This window comes from Paraburkholderia sp. MM5496-R1 (assembly GCF_050436205.1).
Taxonomy (GTDB): Bacteria; Pseudomonadota; Gammaproteobacteria; order Burkholderiales; family Burkholderiaceae; genus Paraburkholderia; species Paraburkholderia tuberum.
Genome location: NZ_JBNDLT010000003.1, coordinates 2,140,869 through 2,164,802, shown reverse-complemented (window position 1 = coordinate 2,164,802; position 23,934 = coordinate 2,140,869). Strand labels below are relative to the sequence as shown.

Genomic DNA, 23,934 nt, shown 5'->3' with positions numbered 1-23,934 from the left:
TCACATCGCCGACAGGCCGCCGTCGACCATCAGCGTCGTGCCGGTTATGTACGAAGCCTCGTCGCTCGCGAACCACAGGATCGGCCATGCGATCTCTTCGGGCGACGCCCAACGGCCGATCAACGACGTGTCCTGGCGTTGCGTCTTCAGCACTTCGACGCTTTTACCCGATGCAATGGCCCGGTTCATGTGGAATTCGGTCAGCGTCGAACCCGGGCACACCGCGTTCACGCGCACGCCGTTCGCGGTCTCCTCGAACGCGAGCGTGCGGGTCATCGCGAGCATGCCGGCCTTGGTCGCGTCGTACAGGCCCATGCCCTTGCGGCCGGTCACCGCGTAGCACGACGACACGTTGACGATGCTCGCGCGGCCCGCGCGACGCAGGAACGGCAGCGCTGCCCTGCAATAGTTGGATGTGCCGACCAGATTGACCGACACCATCGCCTGCCACTCGGCCGGCGTCGCGTCGGCGAGCGCGCTGTAGTTGCGCATCGCCGCGTTGTTCACCAGCACGTCGAGCCGGCCGAACGAATCGGCGGCGAGTTGCGCCGCGCGCACCGCATCGGCGTCGTGAGACACGTCGGCCGCGAACGTCTCGACACGCGCGGACGGATCAGCCGCCTTCAGTTCGTCGGCGACGCGCGTGAGCGCCTCCGGGTTCGCATCGACGAGCACCACCGCGGCGCCCTCCGCGCAGAACACGCGCGCGGTCGCGGCACCGATGCCGCCTCCGCCGCCGGTGATCAGCGCGACCTTGTCCTCGAGTCTTTTACGTTGCTGCATTGCATGCCGGCGCGCAGCCGGCCTCCTTTTGCGGAATGGGCAGAAGGTCCAGTCGGACCAGACGACACGCGCAGCCGGACCGAAGTCCGGCTCCGCCGTGCATCAGATCGAGTAGATCGGCTGGTCCTTGCCGTCGTGCAGATGGATCACCGCCCATTCCTGAGGCTTCTGATCGCGCGGCAGCAGCACGCCGGCAGCACGTACGCGCTGCTGGTCGGCGTCGATCGCGGGCGGATCGGTGTCGGGCACCAGCGCCGTTGCCGCCTCGTACATCATGCGGCGCGCCATCACGATCGCGCGGTCGGTCGGCAGCAGCTTTTCCTTGCTGTGATCCTGGATCGGACCCATGCTTTCCTGCAGCGACGCGTCCTGCATCGCGAAGCCGAACACGCCCGAGTACGCGCGCTTTTCCTTCTGAGCCTGGCGGTCGATCAGGTAGTCGTTGTCCTTGTTCGCTTTCGGCCGGAACGTGCCACCCTCCTCGTACTCACAATGAATGCCCTTGCCGGCGTTCAGGTCGGCCAGTTCCTGCTCGTCGAGCGGACGGTCCGGGCGGAAGTTGATGCTCCACGCCCAGCAGGTGTGATCGTCGATCGGCACCCATACGTGGCCCGCGAGCGAGTGATCGCCGAACGGCGGGATCAGCGTGTACCACGGGAACAGCCACTGCGTGACGCGCCAGTAGTACGAATCCGGCTCGCCGTTGCGGCGGCCGAACAGCGTGAGGCCGAACGGCTGCTTCTCGATCTCGAAGATCACGTTGCCGTCCGCCTTGATGTAGTCGAGTGCCTTCGTGCCCTGGTGCATCGGGTCCTCGTCGACTTCGTAGCGGTGTACATACGACACGTGACTCGTGTCGATGCCGCCTTCCATCGCCTGCAGGTAGTTCGATTCCTGCAGCCGCTTCGAGACGAACACGTGGCTCTCCGGCAGATTGCACCACTCGAGATCCGGCGGCGCCGGCTGGCGGTCCTTCGGCCCCATGTACGCCCACACGATGCCCGCGCGTTCGATGCACGGATACGCGGTGATGCCCATGTGCTTGCACGCCTGCGGCGCGGACGGCACTTCCACGCAGTTGCCGTTGCGGTCGAATTTCAGACCGTGATACGAGCAGCGGATGCCGTTCTCTTCATTGCGGCCGAAGTACAGCGACACGCCGCGGTGCGAGCAGAACTCGTCGATCAGCGCCGGCTGGCCGTCGGAATCGCGAAAAGCGAGCAGCTTTTCGCCGAGGATCTGCACGCGAACCGGCGGGCAATCAGGCTCTGCGATTTCGCTGGCGAGGAGCACCGGCACCCAGTAGCGGCGCATCAGATTGCCCATCGCCGTGCCTGGGCCAGTGCGAACCAGAGTTTCCGACATGTTCTTGTCCATCATTCCTCCGAATCCTGTTGTCCGTTGTATGAGAATGTAGTCTCATTGTACGGACAGATTGATCGACGTCAAGTTCTTGCGGCTAGGGACTTTCACTACAATGTGCAATCGACGCGGACCGCCGCAGAAAGGAAATTTCAAATGGAAGAAAAAAAGCCGCACGAAAATGTGCGGGCAGTCGAACGGGCGCTAGAAATTCTTCTGGCGTTCCGACCCGGGGACAAAGAATTGACCGTCGCGGAGCTGCTGACCCGCGTGGACCTGAGCCGACCGACGCTGTACCGCCTGCTGAATACGCTCGAACAGAACGGCTTTCTCGCCTCGTCGGGCGAGCCGCAACGCTTCAGGCTTGGCAGTTCGGTCGCGCAACTCGCGCACGCGTGGATGGCGAACAATACGATCGCGCAGCTCGCGCAGCCGATGCTGCGCGCGCTTTGGGAAGCGACATCGGAGACGGTCGCGTTGTTCGTGCCGGAGGGGACGTACCGGATCTGCGTGGCCGAACTGGAAAGTCCGCAGCCGCTGAGTTTCCGGCGCGGGGTCGGCTATCGCGAGAAGCTCGTGCTCGGCGCGAGCGGCCGCACGATTCTTTCGCAGATGCCGCTGTCGGAGGACGATCTGCGGCGCTATCTGACCGATCCGGATCAGGACGTCGCGGCGCTAGCCGCCGATCTCGACGCGGTCCGCGCACGAGGCTTCGGTACCAGCCATCACGAGCTGATCGCCGGCGCAGTCGCGGTAGCCGCGCCGTTCTTCAACGGCGCGAACCAGGTGGCAGGTTCGGTGTGCATCTTCGGGCCGAGCGTGCGCGTAACCGATGAGCGCGTCGCGCAATTCGCGGAGTTGCTCAAGCGCGAGGTGGGCAATCTGTCGCGTGCGCTTGGGCATCAAGGGGAAACTGGACGGCCGCCGGGTACGGCACGTCGGTGAAATCGGCCTCAAAGGCGCTGGCCAACGCCGGAAGCGTCGTCAGAAAGGTCGACGCTTTGCTCAGGCTCCCGCTGATTCAGGGCTGAAGCCGAAACCAGCCGGATGGCACGCAGTTCGACATTCGCGAGGTTGGAGTGTGATGTGCCCGGAGGGCCGACGGTTGCTGAACGTAACCGATAATCAGATGGGGCACATCTCCCGGATCGCAGTGTCCGGCGCAGCGCGCATAAAGGATGAGGCCGGCATGACACCGGCGGATAGAAGTTGGCGAGACGTTGGTGTCTCACGTGCGCATCAACCGAGGGTCAAATTCGGCCGTAGCAGTCGTCCAGGCGCACAATATCGTCCTCGCCGAGATAACTGCCCGATTGAACCTCGATGATTTCGAGCTGCACTTTGCCCGGATTCTCCAACCGATGCTGCACGCCGAGCGGAATGAAGGTCGATTGGTTTTCTGAAAGAAGAAACTGGTCCTCGCCCCGTGTCACGAGCGCGGTGCCGCGCACGACGACCCAGTGCTCGGCGCGATGGTGGTGCATCTGCAATGACAGGCGAGCGCCTGGCGCAACCACGATGCGCTTCACCTGAAACCGCTCGCCGCGCTCGATCGCATCGTAGAAGCCCCACGGACGGCGCACCTTTCGGTGCGTCTCGGCTTCAGGCGCGCGCTGCTCGCGAAAGCGCGCCACCAGCGTCTTGATGTCCTGCGCGTGTGAGCGGTCGGCGACGAGCACGGCGTCGTCCGTGTCGACGACGACTACGTTGGAGGTGCCAACGCATGCAACCAGCCGCCCGCCCTCGGCGCGCACATAGCTCGAGGTCGCGCCTTCGAAAACGACACGCCCGCTCGCGACGTTGCCGAGCCCGTCCTTCTCCATCGCTTCCCACACGGCATCCCAGGATCCAAGGTCCGACCATCCCGCCGCCAATGGCACAACCACGCCTTTGCAAGGCGAGCCGGCCGCGCCGATGTGCTCCATTACCGCATAGTCGATGGAATCCGCTGGCACACGGCCGAACTGAAACGGGCAAGGACGAATGAAGTTGTCGTCCGCCTTGCCTTCCGCGAACGCCGCGGTGCAGGCCGCATGCATGTCGCCGTTGAGCTTGGCTAGCGCTTCGAGCCACACGCCCGCTCGCACGATGAAGATGCCGCTGTTCCACCAGTAGGTGCCTGCAGCGACGTACTGCGCGGCGAGTTCGGTCGTGGGCTTTTCGACGAAGCGGTCGATCAGATGTGCGCCGTTTTCGAGGGCGTCGCCGATTCGGATGTAGCCAAAGCCGGTATCCGGCCGTGTGGGCGCAACGCCGAGCGTCACGATCATGGAGTGTTCGGCATATTCAGCGGCAATTGCGATCGCACGATGCAGCGCCGGAATGTCTGAGATGGAATGGTCAGACGGCATCACCACCATGATCGCGTCGTCATCCTGATTAACGGCTGCGAGCGCCGCGAGCGTGAGCGCCGGCGCCGTATCGCGCCGCGCAGGCTCGACGATAATCTTCGCGCAGACGCCGCACGCCCGCACCTGCTCTTCTGTCTGGAACCGGTGTTCCTCCCCACACACGATAATCGGCTGAGTGTCGACGTCGAAGCCGCCGACGAAACCCTCCATCCGTGTGACGGTAGCCTGCAGCAATGAATCCCGTCCGACCACATCGATCAACTGCTTTGGAAACTGCTCACGCGACATCGGCCAGAGGCGCGTGCCCGATCCGCCTGCGAGAATGACCGGGACGATGCGCCGACAGGCGTGCCCGAGCGACCCTTCTGCGATCGCCGCTGCCATTGCGTCTTCAGAACTCACCGCGTCTTCCATCATCCACCCCTCTGGTCTTGCGTCGAACACGTACTTCCCGGCATCGCCAATTCGATTCATCGGTTATCGGTTCGCCGTGAAGCGCACTTTCTCCTGCTCTCCCACATAGGGGCCCCGCTTGATGAAGAGAGAACGACCTCACGCGTCTGCAAGCATAGGAGCAGTTCCAGGGTCACTAGACGGGTTGACCGAATATGCCATGACGTTGGCTGAAGCGAGTCTCGCGGTACAAGGTGGTCTCACACGCACCACCTGATCTGCTCTTCTTTGGTTCATCATGCACTTATCCAAAGTGTTGCCCGCAGCCCATAAAGGTACGGCACACGAGGCAAAGCTCAACGGGGTTCAGTCGATTTCCGTCTGGAGCTCCGGCTCTCCGAAGCGGGAGTTCCTGCACGTCGACGACCCCGGGTCCGCCGCACTGGCCTTGCTCGACGCCGACGGGGCCGAAGGCGTGTTCAATATCGGATACGGACGGGGACACTGCAATCGCGGATCTTGCCCGTCTCGTCTATGACCTCACCGTACTCTAATTCATCCAGACTTCCTCTCCCCAACACACCGCACGGGTGCGATATCGTTCGAGCACCCGCGCTAGCGTCGACAAGCGGGCTGCGTCATCGTTGCTCGCAAGACGCCGCGTGCCGCGCTCGATCATCAACTGGCGCAATGCAGGCTGGTCGATCAGACTGAAAAGCGCCTCCGCCATGCTGTCGGGCCGAGCCAGATCGACCAGCAGTCCCGCGTCGCCGACTTGCTCGCGCAGCGCCTCGAGGTCCGGGTAAAGGACCGGTACGCCCAGACTGAACGCCTCGAGTGGCGGCAGATTGGTCGGGCCGAAATATGTGGGCATCACTAACGCGATCGACTCGCGATACAAGTAAGGCACGTCGCCGTCCGGAACGAAACCGAGAAAGAACACACGCTCGCCCAGACCGAGATCGGCGGCGACCGAACGCACGTATCTCATGTTGCCGAAATCGCTTCCTGTGAAGACCGCACCTACATGGATGCCATAGCGGGACTCCAGCGCGTGCAGTCCCTTCAACAGAAACACATGGTTCTTGTGCGACCAGAACTGCGCGGGATAGTAGACGTATTTCAGATCGCGCGGAATTTTATACTTCGTCTTGACATCGACGAAGTGCTCCACGTACGCCTCCTCGGAAAGCACTGTCGCGCGGGCGGGCGAGAATGGCATCAAATGCACGCGTTCGCTGTCTACTCCATATCGCCTGACAACCTTCTCGCGGCCGGCCTGCGAATCGACGAAGATGCCGCAGGCCTTCTTCAAGGCAGATCCGTACAGAAATTCGCGACGCTCGAATTCGTGCTTGATCCGGACTTCGGGAAACTCGACGTCGTCGCGGTGGGACAGATCCCAAACGGTGAACAGGTAGTTGAATCGATCAATCGCCAGTGCGAGGTTGGACGGCGTTGTGAAGTACGCAATGTCCGCGCGCATCACCGAAAGCAAGCGGTCCACCGAAGCCATCTTGCCCGGTTTCCGCAGAAACGCGCGCGGGCCTCCACGGCTATATATTGAACCGAGTCTCGCCGCCAGTCCGCGCAAGCGGGGCACCGGGAAAAAAATAGGCTCAATGCCGCTGCGTCGCAGATCATCGATGGTGGATCGCCGCGTCGTCACAAACTCAACCGCGCAAAGTTCCGGCGGAAGACTCTTTAGCAGCAAGGCAGCATTCTTCGCCTGCTGATAACCCCCACCAGAGGTATGTTCATAGTCTATAAACGCGACCATGCGAATAGGCCGTTCCAAGGAACCGTTTGAATTCGTCACTCCTCGCTCCACGTTTCTTGGCCATCGATATAACGATTGCAGCGCTCGAAAAAGGTTCTCGCGCTCGGTTTGAATTTAGATTGCGCGAGCTTGCTGGTGCCGTTCGTGACTGATTAAGGCAGGTATTTGGCCGGTCCGACGGCTTGCTGAGAAAAGCCCTTGTGCAAGGCTCGTATGACGCTCATGCGGCCCTCGGACATCGAGCTTCCGAGGCGAACAGATGCGTGAAGATCCGTTTCTCCTCGAAAATATTTGAATCTGAATGCCGACCAACTGATTCGAAGGCCTCCTTGTCTCGCGGCGAAGCTTTCCCTCGCCAGTTCCTAAGCGGACATCTCCACAGGATCGGCCGTGGCGCCGCTTTTCTTTTGACAGCGGTATTCCGTCGCCGACATCGAGAATTGCCTCCTGAACACTTTCGAAAGCCGCTCGCCATTCGTCAGTCCAACCCTGCGAGCGATCTTGTCTATCGGCAAGTCGCTTCTGGCCAACAGTTCACAACTGAGATCGAGGCGCGCTCGCAAAAGATATTGCGACGGTGTCACTCCCATCTCGCGCTTGAACAGACGCAGGAAGTTCCGCTCGCTCATCGCCACCGTACGAGCCGCGTCGCCTATTGAAACCGGGCGTCCGCAATTTCGCTCGAGCCAGCGCGCGGATTCCTGTGCCTTTTCCGCCTGCGTGTTCGTTCCCATGGTGCTCAGCATGGTCGTCAAATTCTGATCTTTGGAGACGGTGAAGTGATCGGCAACTGCTGTCGCGATGTCGTATCCGAGGTCCCGCTTCACGAGCGCGAGCGAGTTGATCAGCGCATCGCCGCCTTCGGTCGACGCCGCGACGTTAGACGTCTCCGGACTCCAGATGCCCGGATCGACCGAAGCCCAATCGCGGCGAGAAATGCCCGCTGCCGCCAGCAGCAAGTCGCCGTTGCCGAGAGGGTTGACGACGCCGGTCTGCGAACATGCTATGGTCAATAACCCAATGAGCACCTCGTCGGCGGCTGCACGCTTTGCGCCGGGTCCGCCCGCAATATACAGTGCGTCGAAGCCTTGGAACCGCTGGCCGCCCAGGCGCTCGGTCCAAACGCAAACGGATGACGAACAGGCTATCATCCCACCGCAGGCAGAGACTAGACGGACGCTGTAAGTCGCGTTTCTTCTCAGACTGCGAGACTGAATCTCGTTGGCGATATGAAGCACCTCGGCAAGGGTGCCCGCTTCCAGCAGCGAAAAACCGTCGTACAACAAAATTCCTATGAGCTTGACCGCGCGTTCTTTAAATCGGTGGAAAATACCGTTATCTCCTGCATCGCCTAAGCTAGTAGCGTGGGACATGCCGTTACCTCCATTTTGCTTCGGTTCTAGATCGCTGCTCTGGCTTGCGTTGGAACGCTGTGGAAAGCGTATGACCTCGTGAGCTTAGTGCCATATTCGATCCACCATTGCCGTGGTGTCCGCCAAAAGCATGTTTCTGGCCGAGAACGTCGCTCCCAGTATCGACAAGACCAAAACATCGTCTCATTTCTTTAGCGCTGAAAGTGAAAACCATAAAGCCGCTCATCAGGGTTTCCCGACCCACAGGACTTGCTGAGCGATAGACCGATCAGACGGCGAATGCTTCAGCAAGGAAACGACCCGTCAACACCTTGCTGAAAACAGTCATGCATGTAGTCTGAAAATCCCCGCTAGTTACCCTTTCTCATGAGCACCCTGAGCTTTGGCTTTGGCTTTGGTTGCCTTCGAATAAACAAGAGTGCGTTCGCGTCACGCGTGACTTCGCCACCGCCATACGACCAGACATGGAGTCGCTTCATGAGCTTCAGCACGAGATATTCGCAATACTATGATCTTTTCTATCATGACAAGAACTACAAGGCGGAAGCGTCGTTTGTCACCGGATTGCTCGGGCGGTACGGAATAGTTGGAGGTCACGTGATGGATCTAGGTTGCGGCACCGGACGCCACGCGGCGGAATTCGCAGCCGCGGGATTTTGTGTTTCTGGCGTTGACATGAGCGCCGATATGCTTGCCCGAGCCGCTGCCAGGTGTACCACTCTGCCAGGCGCAGTAGCGAAGCGACTGACGTTTCAGCAAGGCGACGCGCGGATCGTCCGCACGAATGAACTCTACGACGCAGTCGTCTCGCTCTTTTATGTTGCGAGCTATCAAACGACCAACTCCGATTTCATGGCGATGTGTCACACCGCCGCGACGCACCTGCGGCCATCAGGACTGTTCGTGTTCGATTGCTGGTACGGTCCCGCGGTCCTCGCCGCTCCGCCCGACGTACGCATCAAACGCGCCTCCAGCGAAGAAACCGCGGCGATACGAATCGCCGAGCCCACGATGCGTCCTCATGACAATACTGTCGCGTTCAACTACACCGTCCTGCTAACGGATTTGAAAACGCAGTCGGTCGAGACCGTCCTCGAGACGCATGTGATGCGCTACATGTTCAAGCCCGAGATCGAACTGATGCTGGACCTCAGCGGATTCGAGGTCCTGGACAGTTTGAAGTGCATGGGCGGCGAGTTGAGCGCTACCGATCTCTCAGCGACCTTCGTCGCGAGAAAACGGTGATGCTCGGAAACAGCCCGAGCGAGAAAACGTCGGAAAATACAACGAATGGCATGTCATAGCCAGCCTGGTCGATGAGTCGAGGCTGAACCGCCAGGCAGTCCCGCGCTGGCTAAGCGCATCGCGTCAAAGCGGCCCGCCGAAAGCCGCGTGCGACCACCTGCCACCCGGATCAAGTGTTTGTTCCGTTGCGTGACGGGCCATATTTGCTGCGGCGAGCAGTCGGTCAGCACCGCGCTGAACTTGAGCTGCTGTTGCGGAAACTTCGCGAAAAGGCGGTGGCCAACGTGTCGCGCACCACGCCCACCGTGTAGTCCTGCTGTGCTTCGGTAAGCGCGAGACCACTCGGCAGATACAATCCCCTGCGACTCATGCGTTCGGCAATCGGGAAATTCTCTCCCTTGAACATCCCTTGCTTGAGAAAAACCGGCTGTTCGTGCATCGGCCAGAAGAACGGCCGCGCGCTGACACCTGCCTCCGCCAGCATGGACCGAAGCTCGTCGGCATCAAAGGGCAAGCTGTCGTCCAATACCATACCGAAGACCCAATAGATATTCTCGGCATATGGCAACGCCACCGGCGCCATCCCGATTCCCGGCACTCCCCGCAAAAGGCTTTCGTAGCGGCGGCCCAACTCGCGCTTTCGCGCGACGTGCGCATCTAGCTTCTCGAATTGCGCTAGCCCGACAGCCGCCTGGAGGTTGCTCATCCGATAATTCCAGCCAAGCTCTTCGTGGACGAATCGCCTCTCAGGCTTGAAACACAGGTTTCGCAAACTTCTCGCGCGCGTAGCCAGCTCGTCGTCGTCGCAGACGATCATGCCCCCTTCCCCCGTCGTGATGTGCTTGTTGGCGTAGAAGCTGAAGCACGATATATCGCCGAAACTGCCGCACTTCGCTTCGTTATAGGTTTGTCCGATTGCCTGCGCAGCATCTTCGATCACAACGAGGCCGTATTTCCTTGCGATATCCAGCAACGGAGCCATATCCACCGGCAGACCGAAAGTGTGCACGGCCATGATCGCCCGCGTCCGGCTCGTGATAGCGCTTTCGATTTTCGTCACGTCCATGTTCCACGTATCCGGACTTGAGTCGACCAGTCTCAAGCGGGCACCGGTGCGAACAATGGCCGATGCGCACGATATGATCGTGTGCGTGGGGATGATAACTTCGTCGTCGGGACCGAGCCGCAGAGCCACCGCCGCCACGTCCAACGCAGCGCTGCCGTTCGCGACGGCAATCGCGTGTCTGCGGCCGACGTAACCCGCCATCGCACGTTCGAAACGCTCGACGAACGCCCCGTCCGAAGAAATCCACCCGCTTTCAATGCATTCGTTCAGATAGACGCGCTCCTTTCCGTCGAGCAGGGGTTCGTTGACCGGAATCATCGCGCGCCGTCCTTAACTTCAAGCTCGACGCCTGGGCCGTTACTCGCTTCACTGCATCGGCTCAGGTTTGCGGACGCGAAGCGCAATTTTTCCTGCTCCCCCATATAGGGCCCTTGTTTGACTTCGAAGAAAGACGCGTCCTCGAGCATCTCGAAGCCGTGACCGCCCGACGCCAGCAAGATGACATCGCCCGCGTACAGTACACGGCTCGACAGGTAGTCCTTATCGGGCGTATAGAACTTCACCAGGACACGGCCACGCTTGACGAAGAGCACCTCTTGCGTCCATTCGATCTGCCGCACCAACTTGCAGTGAAGATGCGCGTCGATCACTTTTCCGGCGGGATGTTCCATGTACGCGAGTTGCTGAGGAAACTCCTTCGGAGTAAAGAAACTCACACCACTTCTCGAGAACGAATCCCGGATGATCATGGCGAGCGTTTCACCTTCGAACGAGACTACTTCGAAATTCGAGTCATGAACGACCTCTGCGTTGCCCGTTATCGGTAGAGCTTCCATTTTTTTCCTCGAAGAGAGCCGGTAGTATCCCGACACACCGAACCTTCCGGGAGCAGGCCGCTTACGACATAAATTGGCCCACGGAGGTCCTTCATGCGTCCCCGAAGCATAGGATCGGTTCGGCGGTTACACGGTCCGATGGCCGAATACGGAATGAAGTTGGCTGACCGGGGTATTACGTTGCAGCGTCACCTCGCGCATCTTTATATCCTCGGCAACGACCGCGCAGAGGTGCACACGGACCGCGCCAATATATTGGCACCGTCCGCCATGACCTTGAATGGTCCATATGCATTGCTAAGCTGATGAAACCGCACGTCGTAGCCCTTTGAATCAAGTGGCGGGGCAACTCACGTTCCGACCGACGTGTCTCTCTCGACTATTGGCCATTCACATGAACAGAAACTCTCGCATCTATGTCGCCGGACATAAGGGAATGGTCGGCTCGGCTCTCCTTCGGCGCCTTGCCAGTTCCGGATATGATCACGTGATCACGGCCTCGCGACAGTCGCTCGACTTGCTGGATCAGCGCGCCGTGATGGATTTTTTCGCTCGAGAGCATATAGACGTCGTCCTTCTGGCCGCAGCCAAAGTCGGCGGAATTCATGCCAATTCGACTCAGCCGGCTTCGTTTCTCTACGAGAACCTCGTCATCGAAACCAATGTGATTCATGCAGCATTCAAGAGTCACACGCAGAAGCTCGTCTTCTTCGGTTCATCGTGCATCTATCCAAAGCTTTGCCCTCAGCCCATAAAAGAGGATTACCTGCTCACGAGCGCTCTCGAACAAACCAACGAGGCTTATGCCATCTCAAAGATCGCGGGTCACAAGCTTTGTGAAGCGTATAACAAGCAATACGGAACGCGCTTCATATCGGTGATGCCCACGAATCTCTACGGCCCCAACGACAACTATGATCTTCAAGGCAGCCATGTGCTGGCCGCGCTCATCCGCAAGGCGCACGAGGCAAAGCTGAACGGACTCGAATCGCTCCCGGTATGGGGCTCCGGATTGCCGAGACGGGAATTCCTTCATGTAGACGATCTGGCGTCCGCGGTTCTCGTCCTGCTGAGCAACGACCTGGTCGAGGGCATGTTTAATGTCGGATATGGAAAGGACATAGCGATTGCCGACCTCGCACGACTGATCTGCGATGTCGTCGGTTTTTCTGGATCGCTGAGATTCGACTCGTCGAAGCCCGATGGGACGCCGCGAAAGTTGCTCGACGTATCGAAGCTCGCCGCTCTGGGTTGGGCGCCCACGATTACGCTCAGAGAGGGCATCGCCTCAACCTACGCCGACTTCGAGAATGACGTGCAGCGTACCGGGCTCGCCAGCGCCTGACGAATTCACGCGGCGTGCGCGATCCTGCACCACGGATTGAAGTTCCGCCCCTGGTATCCAGGGTACCCGTCTGCCGACTGCGGTTCCTGTCCCTCGATGCCAGCAAATCATGTCACTTTCAAGGCCACGACAGGTCATTCCGGTTAGAGCGGCTTGATCAACGCATCGGCCTAGTCCGTTGAACCGGATGAATTGCATCGGATTCGCCGCGATGGATCGGAGTATTTCCATTTCAATGGGCGCGCCTGCTTGTTGTATTGACAGATATAACGCATGAGCTTTTTGTTGAGATCCTTGGTGCTGGTGAACACGCCAAGCGCAATGTCGTCGCGCTGGATGCGTGCAAACCAGTTCTCGACCTGATTCAGCCATGACGAATACGTCGGGGCGTAATGTATCGACACTTTCGGATGGTCAACCAGAAATGTTTGAACGGCGTTGGTTTTGTGGCTGCTCACGTTGTCGCAGATCACGTGAATCTCCTTTCCGCACGGCTGTGCCCATACCACCTCCGTGAGGAACGCAACAAACTGGGCACTGGTATGGCGGGGCGCGGTTTCGCCCAGCACCTCACCGGTGGCAACGTTCAATGCGGCGAACAGGCTCAGGGTGCCGTTGCGTTTGTATTCAAAGCCATGGCTCTCGGCGCGTCCAGGCGAGAGCGGCAACATCCGGTCCTTGCGATCCAGCGCCTGGATGGCTGTCTTCTCGTCCACGCAGAACACCACCGCATGCAACGGCGGATTGAGGTACAGCCCGATCACGTCGGCTGCCTTCGCCTCAAAGTCGGGATCGTTGGACACCATGTGGGTATCGAGACGATGTGGCCGAATGTCGTGCTTGCGCCAAATACGCTGCACCGTCACGAAGGCCATGCCCAACTGTGCCGCCAGTTTGCGGCTGCTCCAGTGTGTCGAGCCGTCGGCCGGCTTACGTCGCAGTGTGTAGTCGAGCACTCTCGCTTCAAGGACTGCCAGGTCAGGTCGCGGCGCCCGGCCTGGATGTCTGCCGTACAACCCAGCCAAACGCTCACTGGTGAAACGCATTTGCCACGTTGTAATGAAACGCGAATCGCAACGCAATTCCGCCATGATCGCCGCACGCGAGGCTCCTTCGTCGAGCAGCAAGATCAACCGCGCACGCCTCACCTGGCCAACGGCCATCGTGCGGCTGCGCTGCATCGACATCAGCTCTTCGCGCTCGGTTTCACTCAGATTCATTTTGCCCATGCACTATTAGCTCAGTGCAATTTCATTGGTTCAATGGACTAGTCCTTGATTCGACTGCTCAAAGCCCTGGATATCGACCTTTCTAGCGCGTCTCGCGTCAGAAGTTGGGCGGCTGCTTTCATTGCCCGCTCGATGCTCATGCGTTTGCGGCGATACGTCTGCTCTGCGTTTGCCAACGCATCGGCGATGGACCTTGCATCCGCGGAAACAAAGCATATGGCGTCGTGAATCTCCTTCATGCTCATCGGGGGAAGTTCGGTGGAAATGACCAATCTTCCCGACGCGACATATTCGACAACCTTGAAAGGAAAGACCCCGTTACCCATTTTCTCTATCGAAACATGCGGGTTCACCAGCACGTCACAGTCGGAAATCAATTTGAACAAGACTCTTTCGTCCACCCGACCGTGGAAGTGCACCGGGTAATCTTCGGCGGACAGCCTGACGAACTCGCGTGCCAGCGGACCCGTTCCGCAGACGTGAAACATGAGGCGTCCGCCGGACTTCCGGATCAGGTCGAGAACCACGTCAGCACCCTTCTCGACGCTCAGCCCACCGAAATAGCCAACCATCGTTCTAGCATCTGCCGTTCGCGAGAATGGACGACGCTGTCCACAAGCTTCAATGAGATCGTCCGACACCACGCCCGGACACAGCACCACGGGACAACCGCTGCGTTGATGTTCGCGTGTCGATAAGTGATCGTTAACCGCAAGACATAACGATGGAGCGGGTAACACATATCGCCATGCGATGAAGTCGAGCAACGGCTTCGGATGCCAGCGGCGACGAGAAAGCAGCCAATCTTCGAACTGGAGGATCAGGCGCGCACCGAACCGGTGCGTCAGCACGCGAGCGAGCATCGACTCGAATGCGTAAGCGTTATAGATCCATACGGCTTCGGGCTTGCCGACCTTCGCTATCTCATCGCTCAGCGCCAAGACTTCGAAAAGGTTCAGCAGCTTGCCGATGGGCCTTACAGGGTAGCAGCGAAGCGAAATCTCCCGAATGCGTTGCGTGCCGATGACGGAATCCCGACATTTTCTACGTGACCATCCTGCCTCTATGTGGCCCGTATTGATCAAAAGAACATCCTTGGAAAGTTGCGATGCCAGCGCCAGAAAAAACTCCACCTTGCGTGCGGCGCCCAGATTCACATTCGCCCCACGATTAGAGGCGCTGTAAGGCGCTATGAAAACAAGCATTTTTGCTGCTCCACGTCAGCGACTCCTGCTTCAGTGCCACGCAAGTCAACGCCACGTGATCGACGCGTGGACAAATACGCGCCGAGAGAGCACCCGTAGATGTCCCCAAAGCAGAGCATCAGCGTCGTCACCAGTGGATACTGCTCGAATAGGTTGATGTCCATGCAGGCTGCAATCGTGATCCCAACGAACACCACATAGCGAACCGACTGACGCCTCGAATGACGCGGACGGATGCGCCAGAAAAACGCCGTCGCACCCGTCGCGAAAATTAGCATACCCACAATTCCGATTTGAAACTGCATCGTCACGAAGGCGTTATCGATGAGCAGATTGAACCGGTATTGCTCAGGGTCGACGCCCGCACGCTGGAGGAGCATGACGGCTGTGTTCGTGCCTACGCCGAGGCCCCGCCCCAAAAAGAGTTCTCCCGGAGTTGCCTCTGACAACTGCTCCGCTATCTTCCCGAGGTTGGATAAACGACCGCCTTCGTCGAGTTGATCAGTCAGCACATCACCGCGGCCGACCGCTTCCACCATGTGAGAATAGCCAACGATTGCGAGCAAAATAGCAATCGGTAGCGCAGTCACCACCAGCAGCATCCGATCATTACGGCTCAGCCGTCCCCCAAGCGTTTCCCAAACTACTACGCCGACGATGGACGCGATACTGAGCATAGCGAATCGCGTGCCCGAAGAGACGGCAATCGCGACTGCGAGGGAGAGCAATATAAGCCGATACAACAGCCGGGCGCGGTCCAGAATGAGCACCATGCTTGCAAGCGAAATCGCATACATACCTGCTAGCGCCGCGTTACTGAACAGGCCCGTGTACCGATCCTGCATAAATAGAACCTGCTGTATTTGTCCGAGTTGTATCCATTGTCGCAGGACCACGTAAAAGTCCAATGCGGCAAGCGCGAGCAATGCGAGGACGAGGGCCGTTTGTCCCTGCTTCTCGGCCGGCAGCAAACTCGCGAACAAAAACAGGCCGAATGACGCATGAATCAGCAGAACCCAGCGCAATCCCGCAGGTAGGAAGAACAATGGCGTCCAACCTGCGATGAACGGCACGAGTCCCACCGATACGATGCAAAGAATCCACGTGAAGAACATCAGAATAAACGTACGCATTCCCCCCCGAAAGCGATTCAAACCGAGCGCAAGAGGCCACCCGACTCCGATCAAGGCGATGCTCGCGTCCTTCACGTACTTGACAGCACCTGCGTCATCCATGGCGGCCGAATTTAAGTTCCAGACGTTGATTGCTCCGGTGCCGAGCGCGCCAAGCGCCTGATCCGCGTATTGAGCCAAGCCTGCCGCGAAGACCGTAAAGACTGCGAGTGAAAATACGAAACGCGGCGACATTCCACACGCTCCTGAGTTACATGCCGACTCGGCCAAACTTCGTCCTTACTCGTGATGCTCCAACGCCCTGTAGCCAGCCAGCGTGATCAGCGCATCCCGCTTGGCGATCTGATAGTCGGACAACACCATTTCCCTCACAAGAGCGCCGAACGTCACGGTCGGTGCCCATCCCAGCTTCGCGTGGGCTTTCGACGGATCGCCGAGCAAGGTCTCGACCTCTGTCGGTCGAAAATAGCGAGGATCCACTCGCACGATGACCGTCCCGGGCGCGACCCGGCATTCCCGGCCGCTCACACTTTCGACTATCCCGACTTCATCGACTCCGCTTCCGTCAAACCGAAGCTTGATGCCGAGTTCGCACGCCGCCTGCTGAACGAATTCGCGCACGCTGTATTGCACGCCAGATGCAATGACAAAGTCTTCCGGCTCGTCCTGTTGCAACATGAGCCATTGCATCTGGACGTAATCGCGCGCGTGTCCCCAGTCGCGTTTCGCCGACAAATTGCCAAGGTAAAGGCAATTCTGCGAACCGATTGCAATACGTGCGAGGGCGCGCGTAATTTTGCGCGTAACGAACGTCTCGCCCCGAACGGGCGATTCATGATTGAACAGAATGCCGTTGCAAGCGTATATGCCATACGCCTCGCGATAGTTGACCGTGATCCAGTACGCGTACATCTTCGCTACCGCATACGGACTGCGCGGATAAAAGGGCGTGTTCTCCCGTTGCGGCACTTCCTGCACGAGTCCGAACAACTCCGATGTCGACGCCTGATAGAACCGGGCGGTCTTCTCGAGGCCCAGAATTCGCACGGCTTCCAGCATGCGCAGCGCACCCAGGCCGTCCGCGTTCGCCGTGTACTCAGGCTCTTCAAACGAAACCGCAACGTGGCTTTGCGCGGCGAGGTTATAGATCTCATCCGGTTGCACCCGCTGAATAATTCGCAAGATGCTCGACGAGTCGGTCAGGTCACCATGGTGAAGATGAAAGCGGCGCTGCGATGCATGGTCATCCTCGTATAAATGGTCGATGCGATCCGTGTTGAAGAGCGAGGTGCGCCGCTTGACGCCATGCACTTCATATCCTTTGTCGAGCAGGAATTGAGCAAGATAAGAGCCATCCTGGCCTGTGATACCGGTGACCAGTGCAACCTTGTTCGACATGGTTCCTTCTCCTTGTTTTGATACTTCGCTGTGTGCGTGATACTTCTTGCGATTCGTTCAGGCTGTCCTGACATTGGACTCGCCGCCGCTTTTGCCGTACCCGTCCGACCTGCCGTAGCCTGAACCGTATCGCGCCTTGTCGAGCGGAACATCGGTAAAGAGAGTTCCTGCCACGTTCACGCCACTACTGCGCAACCGGTTGAGCGCCTCATACAGTTCGTCCACCGGATGCCGACCGTGCCGAACGACCAGCAGCGTTGTACCGGCCTGCCGGCCGATCAGCGTTGCATCGGTGACAGCAAGCACAGGCGGCGTATCGACGACGACAGCGTCATACCGCCGCGATGCAACATCGAGTATCTCGCTCAGTCTCCGGGTCGTAAGCAAGTCCGCGGCGTTTGGCGTCTCGCCCCCGCGCGGGATCAGGTCGACGCCATTCATGACATCGCGCACGACCACGTCGTCAAACGCCGCACCTTTTAGCAACTCGGTCAAGCCGGGGCCGCCAGCCGGGTTGAAGGATCTGTGTATGTCGCCCATGCGCATGTCGGCATCGATCAGGAGCACCTTTTTCCCGCCTGTCGCCAACACGATTGCAAGATTGGCCGCGACAAACGACTTTCCTACCCCAGGACGGGAACTTGTGATCATCACGACATTGTTCCTGACTTCCGATCCGATCGATTGCAACGCTGTTCGCAAGCTTCGCACGCCTTCGACCGCGACATCCCCCGGCCATACCGCAGCAAGCACATGTATGCCCGGAGCCTTGCGGCGTATTGCCTCCTGCAAACGAATTTGCCGTTCGCTGTGCGGCACGACAGCGCAAACGGGTATTCCAAGGGCTGCCTCGATCTCGGCGCTTCGCTCGATTCCACCAGACACCGCCTTGCGAAGGAACGCGGTGACGATTCCCAGTACAAGCCCAAGCACGGCAGACAACGACAATAGTACCTGCCAGTTAGGCTTGCTCGACTTCTCGGGGGGCACCGCGAGATCGACAATGCGCACGTTGCCTACGTTGCCCGCCTTGACGACACGAAGCTGTTGCGCACTGTTCAGGAGATTCGTATAGAGGTCTGTGTCGACCTGAACGTTGCGCATCAGTCGCACTGCGTTTTGCTCCTTATCCGGCAAACTGGCAACACGCTGGCTCAGCGCTTCGCGGTCTTGTTGCAAGCGGGCGATCTTCGAGTCCACCGCCGTAAGTAGCGGGTAACCCTCCTTGTAATGCTGCGAGAGGTCGTCGCGCTGCTGCAAGAGGCCGCGCAAGGCGGTATCGAGATCGACAACCTGTTGCAGCAACAACCGGCTTTCCACACTCAGATCGACGGTTCCATTGCTATTACGAAAAGCGTTGTACTTATCCTCTGCCTGCTGCAATTCGTCCCGCAGCTTCGGCAATTGACCCTCGAGGAAGAGAAGCGAGTGTTCGGCCTCGGACGTACGCCTTGCGAGATCCTGAGCGAGATACTGCTGAGCAACCGCATTGACGATGTCCGCAGTGCGCACCGGGTCGGGTCCCTCCAGGGCAACACCAATCATGCCGGTTTGCGACTTTTTTTCTGAAATGACCAAAGCATCTTTCAGCGCGAGGATCGTGGCCTCTATCGAACTTGACTTCAGTGTAAATTCACCGCCGGGAGAAGCGGATAACTCATTGACGAGAAGATGCACCTTGCCGTCGCCGAAAGGCACCACCAGCTCGTGGCCGACTTCTCCTGTTCCGAGCGTTTTGCCGTCAGGTGCAATCAACTTGAAGTACGGGGCCTGTCTCGCCTTTACGATGAATTCGTGGCCGATTGCAGCATGAGGAACATCGAATTTCGATACTTCGATCGACTCGTCGCTCCAGGCGAACTGCCGCAGTCCAAAAAGGGGTTTCATGCTGGCGGATCCGCTGCGCAGTCGCGCGATCCAACGGCCAATAAGTGGGAAGTACCGAGGTTGCGCCGTAGTTTGGAGATTCAGTTGCTGCACCGCCTCGCCGACCACCAGGCGTGAGCGAATGAGTTCCATCTCGGCGTCTGCACTGGCTTTCACCCTCGAATCGAATATCGAGGCAAGCCGGCCCAACGCTTCGGCTTCGGGAGAGCTGGACGCGGGTGTGCCAATCTGTATGAGCGCATCGGCCCGGTACAAGGTCGGATGCATCAGGCCGTACAACGATCCCAGCGCGAGAACGCCGAGCGCAATCATGCCGATTAGACGCCAGCTCTCGCCGATTGTGCGAAGGTAATCCGAGATGGAGATCTCGTCGCCCTGCAGCGGATCATCGCGCGTGATCTGTTTCCTTGAGGCCATGGTTTCTCGGGTGGAGTGCTTTGCGCCCGGCAGCGGGATAACGCCAGGGGCAACCAGTTACGGGAGCGACGACGCGACGCATTGACCGTGCGTCCATTTCGACAGGTACTCTGCTACGACTTCAATGACTGAAATTCGAGAATGCGGAACATTCGCCGCCGCAGTCTATTTTAGATAAGCCTGCTGCTTGCGCCGTGTCGAGACCGAAATCGCCAAGATGTTGTCGGGCCCGATAGGACGGTCGTTTAGAATGAAACGATTCACTGGCCAGTAGCGTGACCCCTGGTGTCGTGAGTTGGAAATTCGTTTCATTAATCGGTTTTGCTGCCAGCGGTGACGAAGTGCTGCTTGAAGAGACGTTCAGATTCTCGCAGGCCGTCCTTCGTCAGCACCACGGATTTCGCTTTGTTGACCGGATCGGCAATGAGCCCTCGTTCATGCAGCCGGTTGAGAGTCTGCGGTGGACTTGATCAGCTTTGCCCCAGATGCGGGGTCGGTCTAAGTTTCGAACGGCCGGTTGCCGATCATCACGACGTGGTGTGCGCCATGGACAGTAGCTCGTAGTTCCAGCATGTTCCGCGGACTTACAGCAAAACGCAGGACATCGCTTCCCGACACGAGCGTTCCAACCGGAGCGCTCGTACTATTACGCGAAAGCTGCAGCAGATAGAGACCGGATGACGCGCTCTCTACGCGGTTCGCATCGCGTGACACCAGCACCATGACTGCATGCCCTTCTTCGTCCTTCGGGCAGGAAATCTCAGTGTCGAAACTGCCGCCATCGAAATGCACGGTGTAGAGGCCCAATCCACCGATCCGATGCCTGGCATCCTCCAATGCGCGAAGCGCTCCACTGCGTATCGTCACATCGTCGGTGAAAGTGGTGGCAGGCAGGGTGTAGCGAGGCTGCGGTTCTTTGAAAACACAGTCCGATGACTGGACGGATCCGACAGGGCCGTCAGATCGAACGACCGAACCGCCGAAGGACTGCTGGATGTTGACACCGGCAACGCAGGAGGAGACGTCGAGTTCTCCTATGAACGCCGGCACGAGGACGCCATGACCAAGATAAGGATCGTCCCATCCGGCGCCAACGGCCCCGGTTCGCTTGCGATGGTCGCGATAGCCGACGCGTTCCATATAAACGCCGTTGAAGACAGCCGATTGGCATGCGTCAACCAGTACCGCTGGACGCGGCGAGTAAGCGTGCGTTATTTGCATGAAGACATTGCTATTCGAAGGGCGCGCATAGCGCGCCATGACGCGTATGCAGAATCCGCAAATGCCCCGATAGGGATACGCCCTCGCCGGTGACGCGACATTAGTCGGCGCGCTGAGTCTGCGCTCGCTGTTGATTGACTTGAAGAACGTGGCATCGAACCATTGATCGATCTTGCGCTCATCGTCGCCATAGACGCGGTCATAGATGTTACGTACGTTGATGATGGTGCACTTGTCCGCGAAGCCGCCTCGTTCGTTGTAGTCGTCGTTGCGATCGACCCATTGCCCTCCGACAAGAACAGGGACGCCCGTGCGCAGCGCCTCGATATTGCTGAACGTGCACTGTTCCAGCACAGCCGCATAGATACCCACCCCGCAGCCGACAAAGTGAAGTCTGTCGAAGATGCAGCCTGCGAGCGTCGCGGACAGGGCGCCAAAAGCCATGAAGCAATCCACGCATGTCAGATTCTCGAGCCCTGCATCCATCGCCGTGTCGAATTGATCGAGCAAGCCGAAAGTGACTGGCTGCGACGCGTCCGCCATGCCGTAGCGATAGTTGCCCTTCACCACGGCGTTATGTCCATATAGTTTGACCCCCGGCCATACGCCTACGCAATAGGGCTGTCGCATGGCAGGCTCAGACGGGAGTCTGCTGCCTTTTCCCTGCTTAACCGTGCCATCGTCGTGACAAGGGATGGCCAGCGTTCCGCGCGCGGCTGCAAGGTAGAACGTGCCGTTATCAAGCACAACGCACTGAGTCCGGCCCGTCGATGCATAGAGCGATCCTGCGAATGCGACGGCGCGATTGATCGCGTCACCGTCATCCGTCGTGCCGTCACCGCGTGCACCGAACCATCGGGCGTGGATGTCGCCCTCGAATACGCGCTTCCAACGCTTTCCGCTCTTCGAAACCAGCACTGTGCCACCATTGTCCCGGCTCAAGACGTCGGTAGGATCGAGCCAATAATATGCAGCATCCAAATCGCGTTCGCCCGCAGCGTGCTGAAAAACGAGCAGTCTCGTAAGCGGTCCGCCGTAGTCACGCAAGCTGGCGTAGCCCTGAATCGGACCTTGCGCAAGCACAAATTCAGCGAGGTGTCGGATTTCGGTGTATGCGAGCGAAGACCTGGTGACTATCACCCTGTCGTCGGGCGACAAGTCGGTCACGGGCTGCATCGAGGTCGAACCGCTCTGCGTGTGCGACGGCTGCAGTCCCGATGCCTGCCGCTGCGCCGCTTGTGCAGATGCGCCAGACAGGCCGAAGCAGGCGGCCATGATTGTCCTCAAGGCTCCACGTCTGTTTTTGAGCGCGGCCCCCGCCAACCGCAACTTTTCCTGGAAGTCGGCCATACGTTCAGAAGGTGGGTGTGAGAGTCACGAAAGCGGACCGAGCGACGCGTGCGCAAGAATCTGCTTCCTGCAGAGGCCGATATAGACGCCATAGTCGGCGATGATGCTCGCAATGATGGACGACCAGACCACCCATTCCACTGTGCCGAACTTCAAGAGCAGACATACCTTGAGCGGAATGGATACCGCGCTAAAGATCAGCACGGCAAGCAACTGGGGGCGTAATTCGCTCATTCCATTCAGAAAGATGGTGAAAGCGTTTCCCATTGCTTCGACCACCGCCAGCATCCCCGCCGCGCACAGCAATGGGAAAGGTACAGCCAGGTGATTGCCCGTCCAAACCTTCAGAAGCCAGGGCGAAGCTGCCAGAATCAGCGCGCTTGTCAGCACCGCGATGCCGCCCGTGACGCCCATGGACACCTTCAGCGTGTGCCTGATGAACATCTTCTCACCGCGCGAGTGTGCGTCGGCATAGAGACCCCAGAGCGGCCCCGACAGCATGGCCATCCCGACGGTGATCGCCTGGAACAACCGCTGCGCAACGGCCAGTCGCGCCACTTCCTTCGCGCCGAGAATGTTTGAAACGATCAGGGGATCGCATGCGCTGCCGCATATCATGCCAAGTTGAAGAATCAGGAACATGCCGCTCGTCCGCAGTAGCAGCCTCGAGTCCTGCCACCCCGTTCCCAGCCATATGCCGCGATGAACGCGAAAAATCCGCTCCCGGCGAAGACGCCAAACGAGAATCAACGTCGTGCCGACCTGCATGCCATAGGTAGAAAGCACGAGATACGGCAACGGTGCGCGATAGCGGTTGCAGAAATAAAGAAGCGGTAGCGAGAAAAAGTATCCGATCGCAGCAGCGATATGTGGCTCCCATGCTCGCTGAAGACCATAAAAAACCTTTCTCACGCCGCTTAGTGGGATGTTCACGCAAAACAGCGTGATGAAAACCACGGTTGACTCCACCGCTTCTCTTGTGACGTCTGCCGATTCGATCTTGAGCAGCCTTTGGAAGTCCAGCAACCTCACGGCACCAACGAGCACAGCCCCAGCGGCTGCGCCGATCACCACGAGCAGCAGTACGCCGCGAGTCGCAATCGTCTGCAGTTTCTCTTGATCGCCGCTCGTTTTCGCGTCCGCAACCAGGTTGACGAGGCCATTCGCCACGCCAAGGTCAAGCACCGACAACATCACTGCGAGGCTTGATATTGTCATCCAGATGCCAAAGCGCTCTTGCCCGAGATACGGAAGCGTCAAAGAGACCGAGAGCAGCACTACCGCAAAGCCCATCGCGGCACTCACCGCATTGCATGCAGCGGAACGCGCGGCGCGCACATAGCGATCCCTGTCGCGCCCTTCCGAGGCTCCGATACCAAACGGCAAGCGACGAAAACAGAGCCGCAGGATGGAGACCGGTGCGCGCACGAAAAAATTATCTGCAAGCGGCATTGGAGCGTGTGATCCTCTGACGCTGCTCTTCCGCGAATGAAATGTCCCGGAAAGGGCAGCAACGGTTGAGCGTAAAATCGCGCTGACGAACTCAACTTCCTGCGACAG

Annotated in this window: 18 protein-coding genes and 1 pseudogene; 4 read left to right on the top strand and 15 right to left on the bottom strand. The window is 58.9% G+C overall.

Translation table 11 applies throughout. The features are described from left to right. Both OKW38_RS36140 and OKW38_RS36135 read right to left on the bottom strand, forming a co-directional pair. Nucleotides 1-783 carry an SDR family NAD(P)-dependent oxidoreductase gene (locus OKW38_RS36140; RefSeq protein WP_090806258.1) on the bottom strand — a complete coding sequence of 261 codons (783 nt, stop codon included), beginning with the start codon at nucleotides 781-783 and terminating at the stop codon, nucleotides 1-3. 102 nt (nucleotides 784-885) lie between these two features. Further along, on the bottom strand, nucleotides 886-2,160 hold the full coding sequence (locus OKW38_RS36135) for an aromatic ring-hydroxylating dioxygenase subunit alpha (RefSeq protein WP_090810100.1): 1,275 nt from the start codon (nucleotides 2,158-2,160) through the stop codon (nucleotides 886-888). Between the two features lie 141 nt (nucleotides 2,161-2,301). Here OKW38_RS36135 and OKW38_RS36130 point away from each other — a divergent pair, with 141 nt between their 5' ends. Then, nucleotides 2,302-3,090, top strand: a complete 789-nt coding sequence (locus OKW38_RS36130) for an IclR family transcriptional regulator (RefSeq protein ID WP_090806260.1) — start codon at nucleotides 2,302-2,304, stop codon at nucleotides 3,088-3,090. Between the two features lie 305 nt (nucleotides 3,091-3,395). Here OKW38_RS36130 and OKW38_RS36125 read toward each other — a convergent pair whose 3' ends face one another. Next, nucleotides 3,396-4,880: a mannose-1-phosphate guanylyltransferase/mannose-6-phosphate isomerase gene (locus OKW38_RS36125; RefSeq protein ID WP_429365571.1), complete on the bottom strand. Its 1,485-nt coding sequence runs from the start codon at nucleotides 4,878-4,880 to the stop codon at nucleotides 3,396-3,398. A 307-nt stretch (nucleotides 4,881-5,187) separates the two neighbouring features. Between OKW38_RS36125 and OKW38_RS36120 the strand changes: the two genes are divergently transcribed. Further along, a complete protein-coding gene (locus OKW38_RS36120; RefSeq protein WP_429334067.1) occupies nucleotides 5,188-5,427 on the top strand; it encodes an NAD-dependent epimerase/dehydratase family protein in 240 nt (79 codons plus the stop codon). Between the two features lie 12 nt (nucleotides 5,428-5,439). Here the strand turns inward: OKW38_RS36120 and OKW38_RS36115 are convergent, their stop codons facing one another. Together OKW38_RS36115 and OKW38_RS36110 are read right to left on the bottom strand one after the other, a co-directional pair. Then, complete coding sequence (locus OKW38_RS36115; protein WP_244145096.1) at nucleotides 5,440-6,708, bottom strand: glycosyltransferase family 4 protein; 1,269 nt, start codon at nucleotides 6,706-6,708, stop codon at nucleotides 5,440-5,442. 323 nt (nucleotides 6,709-7,031) lie between these two features. Beyond that, a complete protein-coding gene (locus tag OKW38_RS36110; protein WP_090806262.1) occupies nucleotides 7,032-8,042 on the bottom strand; it encodes a GlxA family transcriptional regulator in 1,011 nt (336 codons plus the stop codon). 477 nt (nucleotides 8,043-8,519) lie between these two features. Between OKW38_RS36110 and OKW38_RS36105 the strand changes: the two genes are divergently transcribed. Then, nucleotides 8,520-9,287 (top strand): class I SAM-dependent DNA methyltransferase, encoded by a 768-nt coding sequence (locus tag OKW38_RS36105; protein WP_090806264.1) that lies wholly within the window; start codon nucleotides 8,520-8,522, stop codon nucleotides 9,285-9,287. Nucleotides 9,288-9,510: 223 nt separating this feature from the next. Here the strand turns inward: OKW38_RS36105 and OKW38_RS36100 are convergent, their stop codons facing one another. Both OKW38_RS36100 and OKW38_RS36095 read right to left on the bottom strand, forming a co-directional pair. Then, entirely contained in the window at nucleotides 9,511-10,671 is a 1,161-nt protein-coding gene (locus OKW38_RS36100; protein WP_429365277.1) for a DegT/DnrJ/EryC1/StrS family aminotransferase, read from the bottom strand. After that, the gene (locus OKW38_RS36095) at nucleotides 10,668-11,189 is read right to left on the bottom strand and encodes a hypothetical protein (RefSeq protein WP_429334071.1); all 522 of its coding nucleotides are present in this window, start codon (nucleotides 11,187-11,189) and stop codon (nucleotides 10,668-10,670) included. The genes OKW38_RS36100 and OKW38_RS36095 overlap by 4 nt, the downstream gene beginning before the upstream one ends. A gap of 394 nt (nucleotides 11,190-11,583) precedes the next feature. Between OKW38_RS36095 and OKW38_RS36090 the strand changes: the two genes are divergently transcribed. Continuing rightward, nucleotides 11,584-12,534 (top strand): GDP-L-fucose synthase family protein, encoded by a 951-nt coding sequence (locus tag OKW38_RS36090; RefSeq protein WP_429353954.1) that lies wholly within the window; start codon nucleotides 11,584-11,586, stop codon nucleotides 12,532-12,534. A 170-nt stretch (nucleotides 12,535-12,704) separates the two neighbouring features. Here the strand turns inward: OKW38_RS36090 and OKW38_RS36085 are convergent, their stop codons facing one another. The 8 genes and pseudogenes from OKW38_RS36085 to OKW38_RS36050 form a co-directional block, all read right to left on the bottom strand. Then, nucleotides 12,705-13,763 carry an IS630 family transposase gene (locus OKW38_RS36085; RefSeq protein ID WP_429365276.1) on the bottom strand — a complete coding sequence of 353 codons (1,059 nt, stop codon included), beginning with the start codon at nucleotides 13,761-13,763 and terminating at the stop codon, nucleotides 12,705-12,707. Between the two features lie 38 nt (nucleotides 13,764-13,801). Then, a complete protein-coding gene (locus OKW38_RS36080; protein ID WP_429334074.1) occupies nucleotides 13,802-14,968 on the bottom strand; it encodes a glycosyltransferase in 1,167 nt (388 codons plus the stop codon). Then, nucleotides 14,953-16,335: a hypothetical protein gene (locus tag OKW38_RS36075; protein ID WP_429365275.1), complete on the bottom strand. Its 1,383-nt coding sequence runs from the start codon at nucleotides 16,333-16,335 to the stop codon at nucleotides 14,953-14,955. The genes OKW38_RS36080 and OKW38_RS36075 overlap by 16 nt, the downstream gene beginning before the upstream one ends. Before the next feature lie 45 nt (nucleotides 16,336-16,380). Then, nucleotides 16,381-17,499, bottom strand: a complete 1,119-nt coding sequence (gene gmd / locus OKW38_RS36070) for a GDP-mannose 4,6-dehydratase (RefSeq protein WP_090806278.1) — start codon at nucleotides 17,497-17,499, stop codon at nucleotides 16,381-16,383. A 57-nt stretch (nucleotides 17,500-17,556) separates the two neighbouring features. After that, nucleotides 17,557-19,803, bottom strand: coding sequence for a polysaccharide biosynthesis tyrosine autokinase (locus OKW38_RS36065; RefSeq protein ID WP_429334076.1), 2,247 nt, complete (start codon nucleotides 19,801-19,803; stop codon nucleotides 17,557-17,559). Between the two features lie 311 nt (nucleotides 19,804-20,114). After that, nucleotides 20,115-20,255: pseudogene (locus OKW38_RS36060) on the bottom strand (DUF6429 family protein); the annotation flags it as partial. Between the two features lie 46 nt (nucleotides 20,256-20,301). After that, nucleotides 20,302-22,374, bottom strand: coding sequence for a hypothetical protein (locus tag OKW38_RS36055; RefSeq protein WP_429365274.1), 2,073 nt, complete (start codon nucleotides 22,372-22,374; stop codon nucleotides 20,302-20,304). 24 nt (nucleotides 22,375-22,398) lie between these two features. Beyond that, complete coding sequence (locus tag OKW38_RS36050) at nucleotides 22,399-23,826, bottom strand: lipopolysaccharide biosynthesis protein (RefSeq protein ID WP_429365273.1); 1,428 nt, start codon at nucleotides 23,824-23,826, stop codon at nucleotides 22,399-22,401. Nucleotides 23,827-23,934 lie beyond the last annotated feature (108 nt).